Raw genomic sequence first — 17,464 nt, 5'->3', positions numbered from 1 at the left:
CAACCACAGCCCAGGGCCAAAGAGCGCTCACCCACCAGCGGCTACCGACACCGAGCCTGCCCCACGGCAACCCGGCACCTCCCATTAGGGCCAAGACGGCGATCATGACCGGCGCGGGGCCATCGGAGGCGGTGACGGCCGGGCGGCGCGGCACGCGTGGGAGAATCAGTGCGACCCGGGGCGTTAGACGGGTGACGGAGACGGACTGGCGGGTCGAGACCGGTCCGCTGCCCTACAGAAGACGGACGAGTTGTCGTGCTGTTTCACCTGGCCGAGCCTTCGGCGCTGCTCGGGATCCTCGTCGCCCTGCTCCTCGGGGTCTACGCGCACGACACCGCCCAGATCTACGCGGCGAAGCTGCTCGGCGACCCGTCGGCGCGCCGCTCGGGGCGGCTGTCGGCCCGGCCGCTGCCCACCCGAATCAGCCCGTTCAGCGCGGTGTCGATGGTGCTGGTCGGCAACGGCTGGACCGAGCCGATCCGGATGAACGAGGTCTGGCGCAAGCGGCGGTTCCACATCTGCGCGGCGCTGCTGGCCGGCCCGCTCGCCTACCTGCTGCTCGCGTTCGGGTCGATCGGGGCACTGGCGGCGGTCACCGACCCGGGCCACATCGCCGACGGCAGCCGGGTGATCGAGGTGGGCCGCGTCGGCGGGTTCGGCGCGCACCTGCTCCTCTGGATGGCGATCACCTTCGCGTCGATGTTCGTCCTCAGCCTGATCCCGATCCCGCCCACCGACGGCGGCAGGATTCTGTTCCTCCTGGCCCCGACCTCGCAGGGCTGGAAGAACGCCAACTACAAGCTCACCGAGTCCCACCTCGGCGTCATCCTGCTGCTGGTGATCCTGCTGATCCCGGTCCTGCTGCCGAGCCTCCCGAACGTCGTCGGCCAACTCGTCCCACCCTTGCTGCGCGGGCTGGGCGACATCGTCGGCATCAGCCTGTAGGGCCAGATCCTCGGTTTCGACGGGCGTACATGACAAACGGGCGGCGGGGGGCGGCCGGCGCATGAGGGACGCGTCGCGCTCCTGGTCGCCCGGAAGGCATCGGGCCCGGTCCGGGTCGGCGCGACTCGCGCGCTGGACGGTGCGTTGACCGGACCAGGCGCCGTCGTCGAACGCCGCAGGGCACCCGTCGAGAGAGCCCTCGTGGACCTGCTGAGCGACTGTCTCGTGCTGCGCTCCGAGCAGAGCCGGCACCTGCTGCTGGACCGGCTCTCCCAGCTGTCCGCCGCCCAGTTCGAGTTTCCCGGCTTCGCGACGGACCGGCAGTGGTTCCTCGGACTGGTCGCGACGTGCGGAAAGTCCGCCGAGGGGCTGGCCCAGCTTCCCTTGGCCGCGCGGGACCTGGGCGTACCCGAGTCGACCTTCGACGAGCTGTGCCGGCTGGTCGACTGGTGGGAGGCCTGCGCCGTCCTGGCCGACCTGCCCGACGAGTTACTGGGGCGCCTGACCGGCGAGCTGGCCGACATCCTCGCGGGCGAGGCCGGACATGCCTACCGGCAGGCGGCCGGCGACCTGCCCGTCAGCCCTCCGCCACACTGCGACTCGGCCTGGGCGGTGCTGCTGCACCTGACCCGGAGGAACTCCGCCGTCGGCGGGCTGCCGCCCTACCTGCCCTTCGTGGACGCCCTGGGAGACCGGCTGCGCCCCGACACCGCGCAGCAGGTCGAGCGCTGGATCCGGCGGCGCGCGGACGCCGACGGGCTGGCCGGCGAGCTGGCCGCGGCCCGCGGGCGCCGCACCCTCCCGGCCGGCGCCGTCCGCCTGATCGTCCAACTGGAGCGCAACCGGCTCGACGACGACCGGCTCGAGCTGACCTGGTGGCGCCAGTGGCCCGGCATCGAGGGGTTCGAGCCTTGTGGCACCCGCCTCGTGCCCCGGGACGAGCGCGACCTGGAGCGGGTGACCGAGGATCTGGTCCTCGACCTGGAGGACCTGCTCGCCGACGGGGAGAACACCGTCGAGCTCGAGTTCATCCTCCCGCTGGAGCTCCTGCACCTTCCGGTCGACCAGTGGCGCAAGGAAATCGACTCGGCGCTGCCGCGCTCGATCGGCATCCAGTACCCGGTCGTCCTGCGCAGCCTGGAACGGCAGCGGACCCGGCCCTGGCACCGGGTGTGGCGGCTGCGCTGGCGGCAGCTGACCGACGGCCTCGCCGACACCGTCCACTGCGACCCCGTGCTCGACGCTCCCGACCTCGGCCAGCTACAGGCGAAGATCCTCACGCAGGAGAGCCTGGTGGCGTTGGTGCTGAGTGGCCCGCCGCTGGGCGGCCCGGCCGCGCTGGAGCTGCGGCTTGCGCTGAGCTGCGGCCTGCCGGTGGTCGCCTGGCACCGCGCCGAGCAGACCCGCGACCAGGTGGCCGACGCGCTGCGGGACTTCCTGACGGCCGCCGACGGCGTCGGCCTGACCGATCTGCGCGACCGGCTGCGCCGACTGCGCGTGCAGGCGCACCTCGCGCCAGCGGACTGGCCGGACCTCGGCCGCAACCTTGCCGTGATCTGGGACGACCCGGAGCGGCAGCCGGAGCAGGGGCCGTGGATAGCCGCCCCGGTGGAACGGAGACGCGCGCGATGACCGAACGGCCCATGCCACCCGAGCAGCCCGAACGACCGTCCTGGTGGATCTTCCGGGGAACCGGGCGACCGCTGCCGCCGGACGAGCGGGACCGGCGCTGGCCACCGCCGCCACCATGGCGGACCTTCGACGGCGGGCCCGACCTGCCGCCGCCGCCCAGCGACGGGCAGGAGGCCCAGCGCCGCCTCGGCTCCGGCGCGACCAAGCAGCTGACCACCGAGCACCTCAGCGTCATCAACGCGGCGCTCCACCTACGCCGGCCGCTGCTGGTCACCGGTGGTCCCGGCTCGGGGAAGTCCTCCCTCGCCTACCTGATCGCCCGGGAGCTCGGGCTCGGTCGGGTGCTGCGGTGGCCGATCACGAGCCGCACGACGATGCGCTCCGGTCTCTACGAGTACGACGCGATCGGCCGGGCCCAGGCCGTGGTGGAGTCGGGCGCCGGCCCGGCCGCGGACCGCTCCGTGCCGCCGATCGGTGACTTCGTCCACCTGGGCCCGCTCGGGACGGCGCTGCTGCCGCGGGCCCGTCCGCGCGTGCTGCTGGTCGACGAGCTGGACAAGAGCGACTACGACCTGCCCAACGATCTGCTGACGATCCTGGAGGACGGCGAGTTCGACCTGCCCGAGCTGGTCCGCGTCCGCAACCTGGAGCCCGAGGCGATGGTCTACACGGCGGATCGGGGGGAGATGGCACCCATCCGGGACGGGATCGTGCGGGTGCACGAGTTCCCGATCATCGTGGTCACCAGCAACGGCGAGCGCGAGTTCCCGGCGGCGTTCCTGCGCCGGTGCGTGCGCCTCGACGTCCCCGAGCCGGACACGGAGGCGCTCGTGGACCTGGTCGCCGCGCACTTCCCCGAGGGGGACGGCCAGCATCGTCGCATCGTCGAGCAGTTCGTCGCCCGCCGCCGACAGGGGATGCTCGCCGCCGACCAGCTCCTCAACGCCACCTATCTCGTCACCTCCGGGGCCCTGGACGGCGTCGGGGCGGACCAGGCCGACCTGCTGGCCGCGATCTGGCGCCGACTGGATCCGACGGCGAACCTGGGATGACTCCCTCCGGGGTCCCCGCGCGCGGGCAGCCGGTCGACCCGCGCGACCTCGCCGACGCCCTGTGGCTCGCCGCGGTCGCCGCCGACCTGCCACCTCCCGCGCCGCGGGCCGCGCGCGGGGACGACGAGACGGGACAGCCCAGCCCCGACCCGGCCAGCTCCCGTCCGACCGGCCAGCCCGGACGGGAGGCCGAGTCGGCCAGTCCGCGCGACGGCGCCCGGGGATCGCCAGCCGGGGCCGTGGCGGCCTTCGACGGGCAGCCCGTCGACCAGCCTTCGGAAAGCCCTGCGCGCGACCAGGGCGCCTCGGCACGCCGGCGCTCCGGCGGCGGGGCCGGCGCGCGCAGGCGGCGCGGCGGCTGGAGCGAGCCGACGCCGCCGACGCTGGAATCGCTGGTCACCCAGTGGCGCGAGGTCCACCAGGCGCTGAACGTGGCGCGCCAGTGGGTGCCCTCGTCCCGAGACGTCGTCCTGGACGACGAGGCGACCGCGCGTCACCTCGCCGACGGGCGCTGGCGGCCGGTCTACCGGCCGGTGCCCGAGCGGCGGTGGTCGCTGACCCTTGTCGTAGACGACAACTGGACCATGTCCGTGTGGCAGAGCCTGGTGCCCCGCCTGGTCGCCATGCTGGAACGGCTCGGCGTGTTCGAGGACGTCCGGCTCTGCTACCTGGACACCGACGTCGGCGACGCGCGCGACCTGCGGCTGCGCGGCAGCAGGCAGGCGCCGAACGGGTTCTCGCCGTCCCGGCTGCTCGAACCGCCCGGCCGGCGGGTCGTCTGGGTGCTCACCGACGGGATGGGCACGGCCTGGCGCCGGGGGCTGGCGGGGCGCGTCGTGTGGACCTGGGCGCGGCGCCTCCCGGTCGCCCTGCTCGGCGCCGTGCCACGGTCCACGCTGCGCTACACCGGCCTGGAGGAGAACCAGGGCCTGCGACCCGTGACCGACGGCCAGTCCATCGCGGTGCCGCTGCTGGAGCCGGATCCGACGTCGCTCGCCCGCTGGGCCGCGCGGCTGACCCAGGACGGCGCGGGCGGGCGAGAGCTGCCCACCGTCCTGGTCTCGCCGGCGCCGCCCGAGCCGGGCCCGCCAGCGGGCGACGGCGGCGAGGCGGCCTGGGGCCTGGCACTGCCCCGCCGGCAGGTCGACGCCTTCCGCTCGGCCGCGAGCGCCGTGGCGTTCGACCTGGCCACCCACCTCGCGGCGGCCCCGATCACCCGCTCGACGCTGCGGCCGCTGCTACGCCTGGTGGAGGGACCGCCGGGGCGCACCACCGCGGCCCTGAGCGAGCTGTTCGCGCACGGGCTGCTGTACCCGGTCGCCGCCTCGTCGGCCGAGGAGACGGACATCGCCTACGACTTCGCCCCGGGCCTGCGGGAACACCTGCTGCCGTACTGCAGCCGCGCCGAGACCGTCCGCGTGCTGCGGACGGTGAGCGCCGACCTGGGCCCGAAGGTCCCGGCTGTCCGCCACCTCGCCGACGCCCTCCTCGACCCGAACGGCACCCCCATCCCGGCCGTCACCCCCGACACCGAGGACTACGTCGCCGTCGAAGCGCTCGCCTTCGGCGCCCTGTCCGGCCCCTACCTCCCCCGCGCCCGCCGCCTCCAGACCGCCCTCGCCCAGCCGCTGACGGTTGCGCCCCCGTCGAGGAACGTGATCTGGGGAAACGTTCCGGCACGCAACCCGCACTTCACCGGGCGCGAGGACCTGTTGCAAACGCTACGGTCCAACCTGGAGGAAGGCTCGACGGCGCTTCTCCCGGAGGCGCTGCACGGACTGGGTGGGGTGGGTAAATCGGCGCTTGCCGCTGAGTACATCCACCGGTTCGGGCATGAGTACGAGCTCGTCTGGTGGATTGCGGCCGAACGCGTCGCGCAGATCGAGGCGTCGCTGGTCGAGCTCGGAAGGCAGCTTGACATCGAGGCTGGCGCGGAGGCGGACGCCGCCGTACCGGCGGTCCTTGAGGCGCTCCGTCGCGGCCAGCCGTTCCGCAGGTGGCTGCTAGTGTTCGACGGCGCTGAGGATCCAAGAGCCGTCCGAGACTTCTTCGCGGAGGGTGGTCATATTCTGATCACCTCACGGAATGCGCGGTGGAATGAGGTGACGCGTGGCATCGTGGCGGACGTCTTCCGACGCTCGGAAAGCATCGAGATGCTGCGCTCCGTCGTCGGGCCGGACGGCCGGCCGCGGCTTTCCGAGGAGGAGGCTGGACGGATCGCGGATACTCTCGGCGACCTACCGCTGGCGTTGGAACAGGCGAGGGCGTGGAGGGCGGAGACCGGAATGCCGGCGGACGAGTATATCCGCCTGGTAGAGGACAATCGCGCCGTACATGCCGGAGCCTCGTTCGACTATGAGTATCCGGTGCAGGCTGTCTTGAGACTGGCGCTCGACCAGCTCGAACAGAATACGCCGGACGCGTTGTTGCTCGCGCGGCTCCTGGCCTTCCTCGCGGCGGTGCCGGTCCGCAAGCAACTGCTGGCCGACGGCCCCGGGACCGGGATCAGGCCGGCGCTCCTCGCGGCGCTGCGAGAGCCAGTTGAGCTAGACCGCGCCATTCGGGAGATCGGCCGATATGGCCTGGCGCGCGTCGATACCGAGACGGACTCACTGGAAATGCAGCGACTGATTCAGACAAGGGTCATCGACCAGATTCCCGCAGGCGAACGTGACGCCGTGCGAAACGTCGCACACGCCCTGCTGGCCTCCGCTGACCCGGGAGCTCCTGACGATCCGCGCTCCTGGCTCCGGTACGCCGAGCTGTACCCACACCTTCTCGCTACCGACGCGGCGGACAGCAGGGACCCGCGCGTGCGCGAGACGCTCGTGAACGAGGTCATCTACCTCTTCCGATGGGGTGACCACGAACGCAGCCTCGAGCTTGCGATGCAGGTCCACGAGACCTGGAAACAGACCACCGGCGAGGAGGCGCCCGAGATGGTGCGCCTTGCCGGCTGGCTTGGCCGGCTTCACCACGCTAACGGCCACTACGACGAGGCCGCCCGGATCAACACCCGCACGCTGGAGCTGTGCACGCGGGTCCATGGCGAAGCCCACCCCGAGACGCTGCTGGCGATGGGCAACCGGGTCGCGGACCTGGTCGCGGCCGGTGACTTCCACGGCTGTCTGGAGCTCGCCGAGGAGCGGCTGCGCCGCGCCACCCAGGCCCTCGGTCCGGATCATCCGTCCAGGCTTGTGGCGGCGCACGAGGTCGGCGCAGCCCTTCGCCTCGTCGGCAGCTACGAGGAGGCCCGGCGCGCCGACGAGGCGACATGGAGCCTGCGCGCCACGGTGCTGGGGGAGAACAACATCGACACCCTGCGCACCCTGCTGGGCCTGACCATCGACCAACGGGAGACGGGCGATTATGTGGACGCCCCGCTCCGCCAGCGGCGGATCGTCGAGCGGCTCGCCGAGGCGGTCGGCGGCCGGCGGGACCACATCGACGTCCTGACGGCGCAGAACCAGCTCGCCGTGGCCCTGCGTAAGGCTGGCCTGCACGAGGAGGCGCTTCGCGTCGCCAGAGACGTCCGGACGCAGCTCGACCGGCGCTACGGGCGGGACCATCCCCGCACGATCGCCGCGTCGCTGGCGCTGTCGGCGGCGCTGTCCGCCGACCTGCGCAACACCGGGAACCTGGTTGAGGCGAGCGAGCTGGCCGAGGAGGCGTTGGGACGCTGCGAGCGGACGTTCGGCGAGGCGCATCCCCACACCAGGGCCGCCGCCGTCAGCCTGGCGCTCGCGCTCCGGCACCGCGGCGACGTCTCGCGCGCCGTCGAGATGGACAGGCTGTCGCTGGGCGTGCTCGCCGATCGGCTTGGCCCTGGCCACCCCTACACGCTGGCCGCGGCCGCCAACCTGGCCAGTGACCTGTTCGCGGCCGGGGAGTTCGAACGGGCGCGGGAGCGTGACGAGGACACGATCGTCCGGTGCCGCCGAACACTGGGCGACGACCACCCCGAGACGCTGCTGATCACCGTCAACCTGGCCCAGGATCTGCGGGCTCTCGATCGCGCAGAGGAGGGTGTCCGCCTGAACGGGGCGACAGTCGAGCGCCTCACCCGCGTCCTGGGTGCCCAGCATCAGGCTGTGAAGAACGCGACGGCGTGGATGCGCTCGGACTTCGACATCGACCCCGAGCTTCTGTAGGCCAGAGTGACCATGACGAGCCGCGGCGGGAACGGGGGAACGTGATGCCGGTCGGGCCATCGAACCTGGCGGTGCGGCGGTGCCGCGCGCCGGTCGAGCGCCTGATCGTGGATCTTCTCGTGGGCTGCCTGGCGCTGCACGGCCCGCAGAGCCGCTATCTGTTTCTCGGGCGGCTCGCCGGCTGGTCGGGGACCAGCATCGACGTGCCCGACCTGCCGAGCGGCCGCCAGTGGCTGCTGGCGCTGGTCGACCTCTACGGGCGGTCGGCGGCCGGGCTGGCGCACCTGCCCGACGCGGCGCGTGACCTGGGCGTCGACGAGGAGACAGCGACCGCGCTGGCCGCGCTGGTCGAACGCTGGGAGGCCTGCGGGGTGGCCCCCCACCAGCAGACCCCAGCGCAGCAGGCCCCGCACCGGCAGACCACAGATCAGCTGCCCACGACCGGATGGGGCGCGGCCGACCGCTCGGCTCGTGGCGGTCCGTGGCCGGCGCCGACCTCCGTCGCGCGTCCGGCGATCACGGCCAGGGGGCCGCTGACGGGCGAGGAGCTCGCCGCGCTCACGTCGGCGTTCGCGGACCACACGGCGGCCCGCCAGCTGCTCTCCGAGGCGGGGCTGGCCGCCGAGCGGCAGCCGTCCTGGCGGGTGAGCACGGCCGAGGAGTTCTGGGCCGAGGTCGCGACGCTCGTGCGCGACGGCATCCTTGCCGACGGCCGGGCGAGGATCCTCACGGCGGCGGCCAGCCGTCTCCCGGACCATCCTGTGCTGTCCCGGGACCCCGCGGAGCGAGCGGCCAGGTCCGCGGACTGATCGCGACCACCGGCGTGACCTGGCTACCGCCGAAGTGATCGGCTGTAGCGTGTCGCCATGGCCCTGTCGCGCACCGCCTCGTCCAGGACGGCCGCGCTGCGCGCCGTGCCTGGCGGCGCCGACGCCGAGACCGGCACGGACGATGCCGTGACCGATTCCCTGACTGCGCCGGGCCTTGGACCGGACGAGTCCGACGCCCGGCCGACGGACACCCCCGACAGTGGCGCGCAACCCGCTGACGAGGCCGCCGTCTCGGCTGGGTCCGGGTCCGGTGGCGCCGGCGCGTTGCCCGCCGACGCCCTGCCGCTGACCGCGCGCAGCGGCCGGTCGGAGGCGTTCCTCGTAGAGCTGGACAACTTCTCCGGCCCGTTCGACCTGCTGCTGTCCCTGATCGCCAAGCACAAGATGGACGTCACCGAGGTGGCGCTGGCGAAGGTGACCGACGAGTTCGTCGCGCACCTGCGCCGGCTCGGCGAGCGGTTCGACCTCGGGCAGGCCACCGAGTTCCTCGTGATCGCCGCGACCCTGCTCGACCTGAAGGCCGCCCGCCTGCTGCCCACCTCCGGCGGCGACGGCGAGGACGAGGACCTCGCGCTGCTGGAGGCCCGCGACCTGCTGTTCGCCCGGCTGCTGCAGTACAAGGCGTACAAGGAAGCCGCGGCGATCTTCCAGACGCTGATGACGTTGGAGTCCCGGTTCACCCCGCGCGCCGTCGCGCTGGAGCCGCGCTACGCCGCCGCGCTGCCCGAGGTGCAGATCACCGTCGGGCCCTCCGAGCTCGCCGCGATGGCGGTCCTGCTGCGCGAGCCGGTGCTGCCCCCGGTCGTCGCGGTCGACCACGTGCACGCCCCGCGGGTCAGCGTCCGGGAGCACATGCTCGTGCTGATCCAACGGCTGCGGGAGCTGGGCGCCGCGTCGTTCCGGTCGCTGTGCGTCGGCTGCCGGGAGACCATCGAGGTCGTCGCCCGGTTCCTGGCGCTGCTGGAACTGTTCCGCGAGGGCCGGATCTCGTTCGAGCAGGACACCCCGCTCGGCGAGCTGATCGTGCGCTGGAGCGAGCAGCAGCCGGAGGGCACCGACATCGGCGGCGGCCTCACCCCCGTCGCCGACCTGCCCGCCCGCAGCGACTTCGACGACGACCTGGACCCTGACGCCCAGAACCCTGACGCCCAGAACCCTGACAACCACGAGGACGCGGACGAGGAGGCCGGGCGTTGACCGAGGACCCCGCCGGAGACCACCCCCAGGACATCCCCGCCCCGCGCCTCGCCCCCGAGCCCGCTGAACCCGCAGGCCAGGAGGCCACCGCGGACGGCGCCGAGCCCGTGCCGGAGCCGGCGGCCCAGCGCGAGGCCGTCGTGGCGGATGCCCACGACGATGAGCCGGCCGCGGTCGACGAGACCGACACCGAGCCCGAACCCCTGCCGGAACCGGAGCCGGCGAACCGACCGCCGCTGGTGGCGCTCATCGAGGCCGTGCTGATGGTCGCGGAGAAGCCGGTCGGGGTGGCGGAGCTGGCCACCGGGCTGGCCGCGCACGCGCTCGACGTCGAGCGGGTGCTGGCCGAGCTCGCGGCGCAGTACCGGGCCGACGGCCGTGGCTTCGACCTGCGCCACATCGGCGGCGGCTGGCGGTTCTACACGGCGGAGGAGTGCGCTCCCTGGGTCGAGCGGTTCGTGCTCGCCGGGCAGATGTCGAAGCTGTCCCAGGCGGCGCTGGAGACGCTGGCCGTCGTCGCGTACCAGCAGCCGGTCAGCCGGGGCCGGATCTCCGCGGTCCGGGGTGTCTCGGCCGACGGCGTGATCCGCACGCTGACCGCCCGCGGGCTGGTCGAGGAGGCCACCACCGACCCGGAGACGGGCGCGATCCTCTACCGCACCACGGACTACTTCCTGGAGCGACTGGGCCTGCGCGGCCTCGACGAGCTTCCTCCGCTCGCTCCGCTGCTGCCCGGGTTCGACGACATCGAGGACCTCATCGCCCCCTGACGCCCCGCGCTGTCCCGCCGGGCCGGCGCGCGTGACGAGGTCGGGCGCGCGGTCCGTACCCTGGAGATGAACATCCCCGGAACGCGGCGACGAGGCCGCGGCGGGGTGGCGGACGTGGCGGAAGTGGTGTGCAGGTGAGCGGGACGGCAGAGCGTGGGTCAGCCGGGCGTGAGGTCGGCGAGCGCGGCGTCGGCGGGCGTGACACTCGCGGGCGTGACAGTGGCGGGCGTGACAGTGGCGGGCGCGGCGAGACGGCGGCCCAGGAGGGCATCCGGCTCCAGAAGGTGCTGGCGTCGGCGGGGGTCGGCTCGCGCCGGCACAACGAGGAGCTGATCGACGCCGGCCGCGTGCGGGTCGACGGGAAGGTCGTGCGTGAGCAGGGCCGCCGGGTCGACCCGGAGACCGCCATCATCGAGGTCGACGGCGAGCGCGTCGTCACCCGGACCGGGCTGGTCCATCTGGCGCTGAACAAGCCGCGCGGGGTCGTGTCGACCATGTCCGACCCGGAGGACCGGCCGACGATCACCGATCTGCTCACCGAGTTCGGCGCGAACCCCGGCCTGTTCCACGTCGGCCGGCTCGACGTCGACAGCGAGGGCCTGCTGCTGGTGACGAACAACGGCGACCTGGCCCACCGGCTGACCCACCCGTCCTACCAGGTGCCGAAGACCTACCAGGTCCAGATCAACGGCCCGCTGCGCAAGGAGACGATGCGCCGGCTGCACACCAGGGTCGAGCTCTCCGACGGCCCGGTGCGCGTCGACAACGCCCGCATCATCGACCAGGTCGGCTCCCAGATCCTGCTGGAGATCGTCCTGCACGAGGGCCGCAACCGGATCGTGCGCCGGATGATGGAGGAGGTCGGCCACCCGGTGGTGCGCCTGCTGCGCACCGAGTTCGGCGCCGTGCACCTGGGCACGCTGCGTTCCGGCCGGGCCCGCCACCTCACCCTGCACGAGGTCGGCGCGCTGCACTCCATGGTCGGCCTCTGAGCCTCCGGCTCGGCCCCCGGGCGGCCTGAGCCCAGGCGGCGGGTGCCCAACCGGGGCTGGCGTCGTCGGCGGGCAGCCTCCGGGCGCCCGGAGTGGGGAAGGTCGCGTCCGCGTAGCCCGGCCACGGGCCGTAACGTGGGCCGACGTGACACCTGTGCCCGTGCCGTCGCCAAACCTGCCCCGCCGGGTCGGCATCGTCGGATCCGGTCTGATCGGCACGAGCATCGGCTTGGCGCTGCGCCGGGCCGGTGTCGAGGTGCTGCTACGCGACACCGACCCCGAGCAGGTCAAGCTCGCCGAGGCGCTGGGCGCCGGCTCGCTGTGGCAGGGCGAGCGGGTCGAGCACGCCGTCGTCGCGGTACCGCCGCACGCGGTCGCCGCCGAGCTGCGCGCGCTCCAGCAGGCGGGGATCACCGACTCGGCCAGCGACGTCGCCAGCGTGAAGAGCCGCCCGATCGCCGAGGCCGTCGTCGCCGGCTGCGACCTGACCAGCTGGTGCCCCGCGCACCCGATCGCCGGCCGGGAACGCGGCGGTGCCGCCTCAGCGCAGGCGGACCTGTTCGCGGAGCGGACCTGGGTGCTGTGCCCGACCGCGCACACCACCGCGGCTGCCGTCGCGGCCACCGAGGCGCTCGCCCTCGCCTGCGGGGCGTTGCCGGTGCGCACCACCCCCGACCGGCACGACGAGGCGATGGCCGCGCTGTCCCATCTGCCGCAGGTGGTCTCCAGCCTGCTGGCGGCCGCCACCCCGCACCTGCGGCCCGGTGAGCTGGCGCTGGCCGGGCAGGGCTTCCGGGACTCCACCCGGCTCGCGGACTCCGACCCGGCGCTGTGGTCCTCGATCCTGGAGGGCAACCGTGGGCCGGTCGCCGCGCAGGCCCGCCGGGTCGCCGCCGAGCTGGGCGCCCTCGCCGACGCCCTCGACCACGCGTCGGAGGCCTCGGTCGGCAAGGTCGTCACGGATCTCATGGACCGCGGCCGCGCCGGCCGCACCCTGCTGCCGAGCAAGCCCGGCCCGGCCGCGGCCCGGCCCTGGGGCTGGGTCGGCGTGGTCCTCGACGACCGGCCGGGGCAGCTCGCCGCGCTGCTGACGACGATGGGCGACTGGCGGGTCAACCTGGAGGACATCGGGCCCTTCGAGCACAGCCTCCAGGCCCCCGCCGGCGTGATCGAGCTCGCCGTCGCCCCGGACGTCGCCGCCGACCTGGTCGACCGCCTGAACGCCGCCGGCTGGTGCGCCTATCCCCGCTCCTGAGGCGTGCGGCCGGAACCGGGCGCGGAGCGCCCTTCGGCCGCCCTGCCTGTCGGGCGCTGAGCGCCCTTCGGCCGCCCTGCCTGTCGGGCGCTGAGCGCCCTCCCAACGTCTAATTGGCTGCAGGCCGACGACTGGGGCGGGCGCCTGCCGGAGTCGGCATCTGTGGTTGCGTCATCGCGGGCGGGACGCGCGGAGGGCCGAGCCGGCGGTCGGTGACGAGGTGGGCCGAGTAGCCTGATCCCGGCCGTCCCGCCGGTTCCCGAGGGACGGCCGGACTGGTCACTATCGGTTCGAGACGAGTGGCAGCGTCTGATGCTGTCCGGACGGAGGACGCGGGTGGAGCACGACCACGGTTCCGGCGAGAAGTCGGGCGGCGGCCGGAGCGGGCCCGGTCTGGTGGTCGCGGTCGACGGGCCTGGTGGCTCCGGGAAGTCCACCGCGGCCAAGGCGATCGCCCGCCGGCTCGGCCTGCGCTACCTCGACACCGGCGCGATGTACCGCGCGGTCACCCAGCTCGCGCTTGAGCAGCGCATCGACATCGAGGACCCGCAGGCGGTCGCCGAGCTCGCCGAGCGGGCCGTGCTGACCTCCGGCACCGACCCCGACGGCCCGACGATCTCGGTCAACCAGGTCCGGGTCGACGCGGAGATCCGGACCCGCGCGGTCACCAACGCCGTCAGCGCCGTCAGCGCCGTGGCCGTAGTCCGCAGCCGGCTCGTCAGCCAGCAGCAGCAGATCATCACCGACGCGGTCGACACCGCCGGCGGGATCGTCGTCGAGGGCCGCGACATCGGCTCTGTCGTCGCCCCGGACGCCCCGGTCAAGGTCTTCCTGACCGCGTCGACCGAGGTGCGGGCGCTGCGCCGCTCCCGGGAGCTGGGGGAGAAGGGCGTCGACGACGTCGCGAGGACCCTGGCCGAGCTCGGCCGCCGCGACGAGCTGGACAGCACCCGTAAGGTCGACCCGCTTCAGGCGGCCCCGGACGCGATCGTGGTCGACTCCAGCGGCATGACGGTCGACGAGGTCGTCGAGGAGGTCCTGCGGCACATCGCCGCGGCCGGCTTCGCGGCGGCGATCCCCGGGTCGGCGCCATGACCGGCCCCGACGCGGAGCCGGCCGAGCCGACGTCCGCCGTCGTCGAGGCGGCACCCGTCGCCGTCGAGCCGGTGCCCGTCGCCGTCGAGCCCGCGCCAGCTGCCGTCGAGCCGGCTCCCGCGTCGCTGCCGGCGGAGACCAGTGCGAAGCAGCCGCTGCACCGCGGCGCCGAGTCGAAGCCGTACAACGACATCCTGCACCGGACGCTCAAGCCGCCGGTCCGGGTGCTGCTCAACCGGCTGGTGATGCGGATCCGGCTGGAGGGCGTCGAAAACATCCCGCTGGACGAGCCGCTGATCTTCGCGGGAAACCACTCCAGCTGGCTGGACGGCCCGCTGGTCGTCATCGAGTCGCCCCGCACGGTCCGCTGCCTGGCCAAGATCGAGATGTACAAGGGCTTCCTCGGCTGGCTGATGCGCCTCGTCGGGCAGATCCCGATCGACCGCGGCAAGGCCGACCGGGTCGCCCTGCACACCGCCCTCGACGAGCTCGGCCGCGGCAAGGCGATCGGCCTGTTCCCCGAGGGCACCCGCGGCAGCGGCGAGATGAGCGCGGTCCAGGCCGGCATCGCCTACCTCGCCGTGCACGGCCGTTGCCGGGTGCTGCCCGTCGCCTGCCTGGGCACCGGCGACGCGCTGCCGAAGGGGGCGCGCTGGCCGAAGCGGTCGGTGCGGGTGCGGGTCGTTTTCGGCGCGCCGTTCGCCGTCGAGATCCCCGCGAATCCCCGCTCGCGCAAGGCACTGGCGGCCGTCGCCGAGGACATCCGGGTGCACCTGGCCGACCACCTGGCGGCCGCCCGCGCCGGCGACACCGTCTAAGCACGACGCCGAGTCCTAGGTTCTGGTCCCGAGAGCTGCAGGTTCGGTGACCACCAGGTAGGAATCGCCTGTCCCTGCCGGGGTCCGCCGTCTGGCGGGGGCCGGTCTGGCGCGCGCCCGGATACCCTCGGAAGCACCAGAACCACCCACGCGAGACCTACCAGGAAGTCGGCACCACGGTGAGCCCACGAGACGACGACAGCGCTAGCAAGGACAGCGGTGCCAGCCAGGACAGCCAGGGCCCGACGACGGGCACCGTGGCCGGAGGCCAGCCCGTGCTCGCCGTCGTCGGCCGGCCCAACGTCGGCAAGTCGACGCTGGTCAACCGCATCCTCGGCCGGCGCGCCGCGGTCGTGGAGGACGTCCCCGGGGTGACCCGCGACCGGGTCGCCTACGACGCGAACTGGTCCGGGCGCCGGTTCACCCTCGTGGACACGGGCGGCTGGGAGCCGGACGCCAGGGGCCTCGCCGGCCGGGTCTCCGCGCAGGCCCAGCGGGCGCTGGCGACCGCCGACGCGGTGCTGTTCGTCGTCGACGCCACCGTCGGCGCGACCGATGCCGACGAGGCCGTCGCCCGGGTGCTGCACCGGTCCGGGCGACCCGTCGTGCTGGCCGCGAACAAGGTCGACGACCAGCGCCTGGAGTCCGACACGGCGGCGCTGTGGGGCCTCGGCCTCGGCGAGCCGTACCCGGTGTCGGCGCTGCACGGCCGGGGCAGCGGTGACCTGCTCGACGCGGTGCTCGCCGCGCTGCCGGAGGCCCCGCCTGAGCGTTTCGACGAGGAGGACGGCCCACGCCGGGTCGCCCTGGTCGGCCGGCCGAACGTCGGCAAGTCCTCGATGCTCAACCGGCTCGCCGGCGAGGAGCGGGCGCTCGTCCACGACGTCGCCGGGACCACCCGCGACCCGGTCGACGAGCTGGTCACGGTCGGCGGCGAGCAGTGGCTGTTCATCGACACGGCCGGCCTGCGCCGCCGGGTCGGCCAGTCCAGCGGCGCCGAGTACTACTCGTCGCTGCGCACCGCCGCCGCGATCGAGGCGGCCGAGGTCGCGATCGTGCTGCTCGACGCGGGGGAGACCCTGACCGAGCAGGACCAGCGGGTCATCCAGATGGTCGTCGACGCGGGCCGGGCGCTGGTGCTGGCGTTCAACAAGTGGGACCTGCTCGACGAGGACCGCCGGCTCACCCTGGAGAAGGAGATCTCCCGCGACCTCGCCCGGGTGGCCTGGGCGCCGCGGGTGAACGTCTCGGCGTTGACCGGCCGGGCCACCGACCGGCTCGCCCCCGCGCTGCACACCTCGCTGGAGAGCTGGGGCACCCGGATTCCGACCGGCCGGCTCAACCAGTGGCTCGGCGAGGTCGTCGCCGCGACCCCGCCGCCCCCGCGCGGCGGCAAGATTCCCAAGGTCCTGTTCGCCACCCAGGCCGGCGTGCGCCCGCCCCGTTTCGTCGTCTTCGCCACCGCCTTCCTGGAGCCCGGCTACCGCCGCTTCCTGGAGCGCCGCCTGCGGGAGGACTTCGGCTTCGTCGGCACCCCGCTGGAGATCTCCATCCGCGTCCGCGAGCGCGAGGACCGCAGAGGCCGCCACTAGCGGTCGCCGCCTGGCCGGGCACCCGGCCTGGCCCCGCCTGGCGTCAGGGTCCGGCGGGCCGGGGCTGGTTGGTGAGCGCGACCAGAAGGTTGGCGTAGCCGAGCGCGTCGTCGAGGGCGCAGTGCGTGTGCGGCACGTCGCCGAACCAGGCCGACGGCAGGCTCGCCCCGCCGACCGACGCGACGGGGAGCCCGGTGACGGCGGCGGCGTAGCTGCGGATGCACAGGCCAGGTCCGGTGAACAGCCGGTCGGCCTCGTAGGGACCCTGCACCAGGCCGTACCGGGTGAAGCGGCGCAGGTAGTAGTCGATCCAGCAGCCGTCGAACCCGAGCGGGGACGCGGCGAACATCCGCCGGGCCGGCAGCGCCTGGACCCAGGCGACGTACTCGGCCATCACGATCGGGACGGGCCGCTGGCCGGTCGTCGCCGCCGCCCACGCCACCGGCTCCGTCTGGAACCAGGCGAGGGTGTCCGGATTCGGCGCGGCGCCTGGGAGCTGCTCCAGAACGGCCTCGAACTGGCCGTGCCGCGTGCCGTCGACCGACACGGCCACCGACGCGAACGACCGCATCGAGTTGGGACCGGGCCAGGCACCGTCCGTCTCGATGTCGGTCACGACGTACACCCAGTCGTCGGGCGAGCGGTCACTGGCCATGAGTGGATCCTGCCGGACCGGGCCCCGGCGGGGGGCCATTTGCCCAAGCCGCCGACGCGGGCGCTGACCGGGGAGTGGTCTCAATCTGGTCCCAAGCTCCGCGCGGGCTGATCGTCGGACGAGCCATCACGGTGGACGCAAAAAAGGCCGCTGACCAGGATCGATCTCCTGCTCAGCGGCCTCTTGCTGCCCGTCGGGACGACAGGATTTGAACCTGCGACCCCCAGACCCCCAGTCTGGTGCGCTACCAAGCTGCGCCACGTCCCGGAACGAGCCCCTGAGATCGGGACCGTCCTGTGTTGCACCGGCGGGATCACCGTGTCTTAGTCCTACAGGAACATTGCGGGCTTGCCCGCAGGTCCCGGCGACGATGTCACCTTACCTGATCTGGGGGGTGTGGTGATGACTGGGGTACGGCGGCCGTGGGGGGGCCGCCCCGGCGGCGGGGGCCCACCGCCGCGGCGGGTTATAACAACAGCG

The 17,464-nt window shown here is 73.6% G+C and carries 13 protein-coding genes and 1 tRNA gene; 12 read left to right on the top strand and 2 right to left on the bottom strand.

Annotated elements, in window-relative coordinates; all coding sequences use genetic code 11:
* The first annotated feature begins 255 nt into the window (after positions 1-255).
* From I6A60_RS37490 to der, 12 genes are all read left to right on the top strand, one after another.
* Positions 256-945, top strand: a complete 690-nt coding sequence (locus tag I6A60_RS37490; RefSeq protein WP_203024348.1) for a Zn-dependent membrane protease — start codon at positions 256-258, stop codon at positions 943-945.
* A gap of 201 nt (positions 946-1,146) precedes the next feature.
* Positions 1,147-2,577, top strand: coding sequence for a hypothetical protein (locus I6A60_RS37485; protein ID WP_203024347.1), 1,431 nt, complete (start codon positions 1,147-1,149; stop codon positions 2,575-2,577).
* Positions 2,574-3,629, top strand: coding sequence for a MoxR family ATPase (locus I6A60_RS37480; RefSeq protein WP_203055828.1), 1,056 nt, complete (start codon positions 2,574-2,576; stop codon positions 3,627-3,629). Before I6A60_RS37485 ends, I6A60_RS37480 begins: the two co-directional genes overlap by 4 nt.
* Positions 3,626-7,780 (top strand): FxSxx-COOH system tetratricopeptide repeat protein, encoded by a 4,155-nt coding sequence (fxsT, locus tag I6A60_RS37475; protein WP_203041829.1) that lies wholly within the window; start codon positions 3,626-3,628, stop codon positions 7,778-7,780. Before I6A60_RS37480 ends, fxsT begins: the two co-directional genes overlap by 4 nt.
* Positions 7,781-7,887: 107 nt before the next feature.
* Positions 7,888-8,589 carry an effector-associated domain EAD1-containing protein gene (locus I6A60_RS37470; protein ID WP_203024344.1) on the top strand — a complete coding sequence of 234 codons (702 nt, stop codon included), beginning with the start codon at positions 7,888-7,890 and terminating at the stop codon, positions 8,587-8,589.
* A 57-nt stretch (positions 8,590-8,646) separates the two neighbouring features.
* Complete coding sequence (locus tag I6A60_RS37465) at positions 8,647-9,807, top strand: ScpA family protein (protein WP_203024343.1); 1,161 nt, start codon at positions 8,647-8,649, stop codon at positions 9,805-9,807.
* Positions 9,804-10,577: an SMC-Scp complex subunit ScpB gene (scpB, locus tag I6A60_RS37460; protein ID WP_203024342.1), complete on the top strand. Its 774-nt coding sequence runs from the start codon at positions 9,804-9,806 to the stop codon at positions 10,575-10,577. Before I6A60_RS37465 ends, scpB begins: the two co-directional genes overlap by 4 nt.
* Before the next feature lie 134 nt (positions 10,578-10,711).
* Complete coding sequence (locus I6A60_RS37455; protein WP_374113320.1) at positions 10,712-11,569, top strand: pseudouridine synthase; 858 nt, start codon at positions 10,712-10,714, stop codon at positions 11,567-11,569.
* A 154-nt stretch (positions 11,570-11,723) separates the two neighbouring features.
* The gene (locus I6A60_RS37450) at positions 11,724-12,824 is read left to right on the top strand and encodes a prephenate dehydrogenase (protein WP_203024349.1); all 1,101 of its coding nucleotides are present in this window, start codon (positions 11,724-11,726) and stop codon (positions 12,822-12,824) included.
* 336 nt (positions 12,825-13,160) lie between these two features.
* Positions 13,161-13,919 carry a (d)CMP kinase gene (cmk, locus tag I6A60_RS37445; protein ID WP_203024341.1) on the top strand — a complete coding sequence of 253 codons (759 nt, stop codon included), beginning with the start codon at positions 13,161-13,163 and terminating at the stop codon, positions 13,917-13,919.
* Positions 13,916-14,737: a 1-acyl-sn-glycerol-3-phosphate acyltransferase gene (locus I6A60_RS37440; protein WP_203024340.1), complete on the top strand. Its 822-nt coding sequence runs from the start codon at positions 13,916-13,918 to the stop codon at positions 14,735-14,737. Before cmk ends, I6A60_RS37440 begins: the two co-directional genes overlap by 4 nt.
* 179 nt (positions 14,738-14,916) lie before the next feature.
* Positions 14,917-16,329 carry a ribosome biogenesis GTPase Der gene (gene der / locus I6A60_RS37435; protein WP_203024338.1) on the top strand — a complete coding sequence of 471 codons (1,413 nt, stop codon included), beginning with the start codon at positions 14,917-14,919 and terminating at the stop codon, positions 16,327-16,329.
* 43 nt (positions 16,330-16,372) lie between these two features.
* Here the strand turns inward: der and I6A60_RS37430 are convergent, their stop codons facing one another.
* Together I6A60_RS37430 and I6A60_RS37425 are read right to left on the bottom strand one after the other, a co-directional pair.
* A complete protein-coding gene (locus tag I6A60_RS37430; RefSeq protein ID WP_203024337.1) occupies positions 16,373-16,984 on the bottom strand; it encodes a hypothetical protein in 612 nt (203 codons plus the stop codon).
* 193 nt (positions 16,985-17,177) lie between these two features.
* Positions 17,178-17,251 (bottom strand) — tRNA-Pro (locus I6A60_RS37425).
* Positions 17,252-17,464: the final 213 nt, after the last annotated feature.

Origin of the sequence: Frankia sp. AgB1.9 (assembly GCF_016786355.1) — a bacterium.
Taxonomy (GTDB): domain Bacteria; phylum Actinomycetota; class Actinomycetes; order Frankiales; family Frankiaceae; genus Pseudofrankia.
The sequence above is the reverse complement of the archived record's forward strand: the minus strand, read 5'-3'. Positions and strand labels throughout refer to the sequence as shown.